This window comes from uncultured Rothia sp. (assembly GCF_963507905.1).
Taxonomy (GTDB): Bacteria; Actinomycetota; Actinomycetes; order Actinomycetales; family Micrococcaceae; genus Rothia.
The window spans coordinates 1-3,840 of the sequence record NZ_CAUOUU010000026.1; the positions used below are offsets into that span (position 1 = coordinate 1).

At 58.8% G+C, this 3,840-nt stretch carries 4 protein-coding genes and 1 rRNA gene; all 5 read right to left on the bottom strand.

Features of this window, described 5'->3' with window-relative positions:
• Nucleotides 1-56 precede the first annotated feature (56 nt).
• Nucleotides 57-785 carry a TlyA family RNA methyltransferase gene (locus RQ593_RS09445; RefSeq protein WP_049353033.1) on the bottom strand — a complete coding sequence of 243 codons (729 nt, stop codon included), beginning with the start codon at nt 783-785 and terminating at the stop codon, nt 57-59.
• A gap of 95 nt (nt 786-880) precedes the next feature.
• On the bottom strand, nt 881-1,048 hold the full coding sequence (locus tag RQ593_RS09450; protein WP_311450482.1) for a GTPase: 168 nt from the start codon (nt 1,046-1,048) through the stop codon (nt 881-883).
• A complete protein-coding gene (locus RQ593_RS09455) occupies nt 1,041-2,078 on the bottom strand; it encodes an HAD-IIA family hydrolase (protein ID WP_070634473.1) in 1,038 nt (345 codons plus the stop codon). The genes RQ593_RS09450 and RQ593_RS09455 overlap by 8 nt, the downstream gene beginning before the upstream one ends.
• 188 nt (nt 2,079-2,266) lie before the next feature.
• Nucleotides 2,267-3,403 carry a hypothetical protein gene (locus RQ593_RS09460; protein ID WP_311450483.1) on the bottom strand — a complete coding sequence of 379 codons (1,137 nt, stop codon included), beginning with the start codon at nt 3,401-3,403 and terminating at the stop codon, nt 2,267-2,269.
• Nucleotides 3,404-3,660: 257 nt separating this feature from the next.
• Nucleotides 3,661-3,777: ribosomal RNA gene (rrf, locus tag RQ593_RS09465) — 5S ribosomal RNA — on the bottom strand.
• Nucleotides 3,778-3,840 lie beyond the last annotated feature (63 nt).

Consider the following 3,840-nt stretch of genomic DNA (forward strand, 5'->3'; position numbering starts at 1 on the left):
CACCAGTTGTTTTTAAACTATTAAGAAAGTAATTCCACTATATATTCCGAAGACCTTTATTTTTTGCACCATAGGAAGTACTCTACGTTGCCGTCCTGTCCGGGGAGCGGGCTGGGTTCCATACCCATCACACGCAATCCGTGGCTGACCGCAGATGCCTGAACTTTTTCTACTGCTTCACGGCGGGCGGATTCTTCGTGCACCACTCCCCCACGTCCGATGCGGTGCTTGCCGACCTCGAACTGCGGCTTGACCATGAGCACCAGGTCGCCGCCGGTTTCGGTGGCGTTCGCTAGCGCCTCCATAACCAGGGTCAGCGAGATGAACGAGAGGTCAGAAACCGTCAGTTCGACCTGCCCGCCAATATCTTCGGGCTTCATGTAGCGGACGTTGAGTCCTTCGTACACGCCAACTCGCGGTTCTTCACGTAGCGCGTCTACAAGCTGTCCGTGTCCCACGTCCACGGCAGCCACATGGGCGGCGCCTCGGCGAAGCAGTACGTCGGTAAAGCCTCCGGTGGATGCTCCCGCGTCCAGGCAACGTTTGCCTTCCACCTCGATATCGGGGAATGCATCGAGGGCACCGGCGAGCTTGTGACCTGCGCGGCTGACGTATTCAGTCAGCTCGCTCTGGCGCACGTAGAGGGTGTCCTCCGGGCCCACGATCATAGATGCCTTGCGCGCGGCCTTGCCGTTGACCTGCACGTCCCCGGCGGCAATAAGCTTTGCGGCGAGGGTTCGGGAGCTCACGAATCCGGCTTCGACCAGGTATTTATCGAGGCGCACGTGTCCTTATCTTCTTTCTGTCGTTGTCTGGCGACGGGTTATCTAGTGCAGGTGAACCCTCAGAGCTTTGCTGTCTGAGGGTTCACCGCCGCGAGCTAGGAGAGGTTTTCGAGGTCCTTTTCCAGTTGCTCGCTCATCGTTTCGAGGCGCTTGACGCGCTCTACAGGGTCCATGTCGAGGGTCACCGCGAGTTGGCGCTCGAATTCTGCGTCAAGCTCAGCGGTTTCCTCCGCTTTGTTGTTAGTGTCCTGGTCCTTAGGCACCGGGAATCCCCTGAATGTTGGGGCGTGCTGCCTGCTCGGGGTTTGCTGCCCACCATGCTGCGCAGGCTACGCGCCATGCTTCGGCTTCACTCTCGCTGCCTGCGAATGCTTCGGCGTCTTCAACCTCGGGGCCGGTCAGGCTCAGGTTTTCACCGCGGACTCGTGCCTGCCAGGTGGGGCCGGTTGCGGTGACTTCGTAGCCTTCGTAGAGCACCTCAATTTCGGGGTAGGGTGCGAAGAAGTCCTCGAGGGTGCGCAGAATATAGGTCGGACGCTGATTCGGTACTGCCTCGATGACGTCCTGGTAGGTCTGTACGCCGGTGAGGACGAGGGCACCGTCCATCTTTGCGTTGTTGGCACCGAGAATGTCGGTGTCCAGGCGGTCGCCCACAATGACGGGGCGGCTGGAGTTCACGGCCTTTGCTGCAGTGTGGAAGATGGGCGCTTCGGGCTTGCCCGCAACGAGCGGGGTACGGCGTGAGGCGGTTGCTACGGCAGCAACGAGAGTTCCGTTGCCGGGCGCCTGACCGCGCTCCTTGGGGATGGTCTGGTCGGTGTTGGTTGCGATCCACAGCACATCGGGGTTTGCGAGGGTGTAGGCGGCTTCTGCGAGGTCTTCCCAACCCATCTTCGGGTTGAAGCCCTGGATGAGGGCTACGGGGCCTTCTTCTTCCTTGCGTACGGTTTCGAGGCCTACCGCACGAACGCAGTCGGCGAGTGCTTCGGTGCCGGTGATGAGTACTTTGGAGCCTGCGGGTACGTGCTGTGCGAGCAGTGCGGCGCCTGCCTGTGCGGAGCTGACGACTCGTTCTGCTCGGGTGTGCACGCCCAGTTCGCGCAGGTGCTCTGCTACGGATTCTACGGAGCGCGATGCGTTGTTGGTGACGAAGATGACCGGTACATTGAGTTCTTCTTCGGCACGGTTGAGCGCTTCGGGTGCGCCTTCGATGGCGAAGGGACCCGCGTAGACCACGCCGTCCAGATCGGAGAGGAGGGCATCGTAGCGGGATAGGAGTGCGTTCGTGGTCATAGAGTGTTCCTCTCGGGGGCTCTGGCGGTTGTCGCTATTAATCGTACCTGTTAGACACTCATACGTAGGTGCCTTCCGGTGATTATGTGCGAAACCGCTGGACGCTCTCCCCTGCTTGGGTGTGGCGTCCAGCGGTTTCACGCTGACACTTAGGTCACGTATTTAGAATTCTTAGATTCTCTGCAGTCTTATTCTGCGGAGGTTTCTTCTGCTTCTTCAGACTTAGGCGCATCAGACTTAGGCGCTTCGGTCTTCTCGTCCTCAGCTACTTCTTCCTGAGCTTCGTTTGCTTCCTCTTCAGCGGAAGCATCCGCGGTCCCTTCAGCGTCTTCTGCGGTTTCAGTGAGTTCTACGGACTTCTCTTCCTGTTCGAAGAGGCCTGCTTCACCGAACATGTCGAAGATTTCGGGTTCTGCGAAGTTGCCCTGGCCCAGTGCTGCTTCTGCCATGAATGCGAGGCGTGCCCAGCGTTCTGCTTCCTGGTTACGGCCTGCGTTAGCCAGCGCGTCGGAGTATGCGCTGAACAGACGGGGGCTGTACTCGAAGGCACGCTTGGGGTTCAGCTGAGGAATCTGCAGCGCTACGACAGCTTCAGACTTCTTGCCCTGATCACTGAGGATGCCGGATTCAACGATGGCGAGCTCTACGCGCACGTTGGCGGGCAGTTCTTCCTTCTTGAATTCTGCAATCATTTCCATTGCCTTGGGCAGACGGCCGAGTGCACGTTCGCAGTCCACCAGCAGTGCCAGGTGATCTACGGAGCCGCTAATACGGCGGTGGGTGCGCAGTTCGCGCAGTGCCAGTTCGAAGTCTTCTGCAACGTATGCGGCGACGCCAACGGCTTCGCGTACTGCGGCGATACGGCCTGCACTGCGGGATGCGGCAACGGCGTGTTCCAGCGCGAATTCGGGATCGATGTCGAGGTAGCGACCAGCCATGGCGAGGTGCTTTGCTACGGTTTCTGCGTTGCGCGGTTCCAGGGCGCGCAGCTGACGGAAGGTTGCGCCGTCCAGCTCGCGACCGGTGATGTCGTCATCAATTTCCGGCGCCTTGGGCTTTGCGGGACGGTAGCCTGCACGGCCACCGATGCTGCGTACTTCTTCACGAGGTACTTCAGCCTCGGGACCGTTGGAGCGAGGTGCCTTGGAACGGGAGTCGGAGCGACGGTCGTCGAACTTCTTGCCTCCGCGGTCGTTACGCTTGAAACCGCCCTTGCCGCCAAAGTTCTTGCCGCCCTTCTTGGAGCGGAAGTCCTTTCCTCCGCTGTTCTTGCGGTGCTGGCGGGGGCCGGAGCCGTTAGACTCGTGACGGGGGGTCTCAGACATGATTCTCCTTGGGAGGTATCCGCCAGTGTGGGCGGGTAGGGTATGCAGTCGATTCGGGCGAACCGCTGCCTGAGGCATCAACTCTATGAGGGGTGCTTTAGATACACCCGCTAATGCCTAAACATAAGCCATACCATTCTAGTATAGAGAGCACCTTCCGTGCACCCGTACTGATGGGATGTTAAAGACAAATGGGGAGGCCGTCAGGCCTCCCCAAACAAAAATAGCCCCGGCGAAGCCGGGGCTATTGAATAATAAAGCGGCAATAACCTACTCTCCCACACCCACAAAAGTGCAGTACCATCGGCGCGAAGAGTCTTAGCTTCTGGGTTCGGAATGGAACCAGGCGTTTCCCTCTTGCTATAATCACCGCAAACCTACGGGATTGTTATCCAAAAACCATACAGTGAACGCAAACAACACAAAACTTCTTGAAA

What these genes read in the sequence shown, in the direction of transcription:
- RQ593_RS09455 (WP_070634473.1), bottom strand. Translation starts at nt 2,078, where the DNA reads ATGACCACGAACGCACTCCTATCCCGCTACGATGCCCTCCTCTCCGAT.
- RQ593_RS09460 (WP_311450483.1), bottom strand. Translation starts at nt 3,403, where the DNA reads ATGTCTGAGACCCCCCGTCACGAGTCTAACGGCTCCGGCCCCCGCCAG.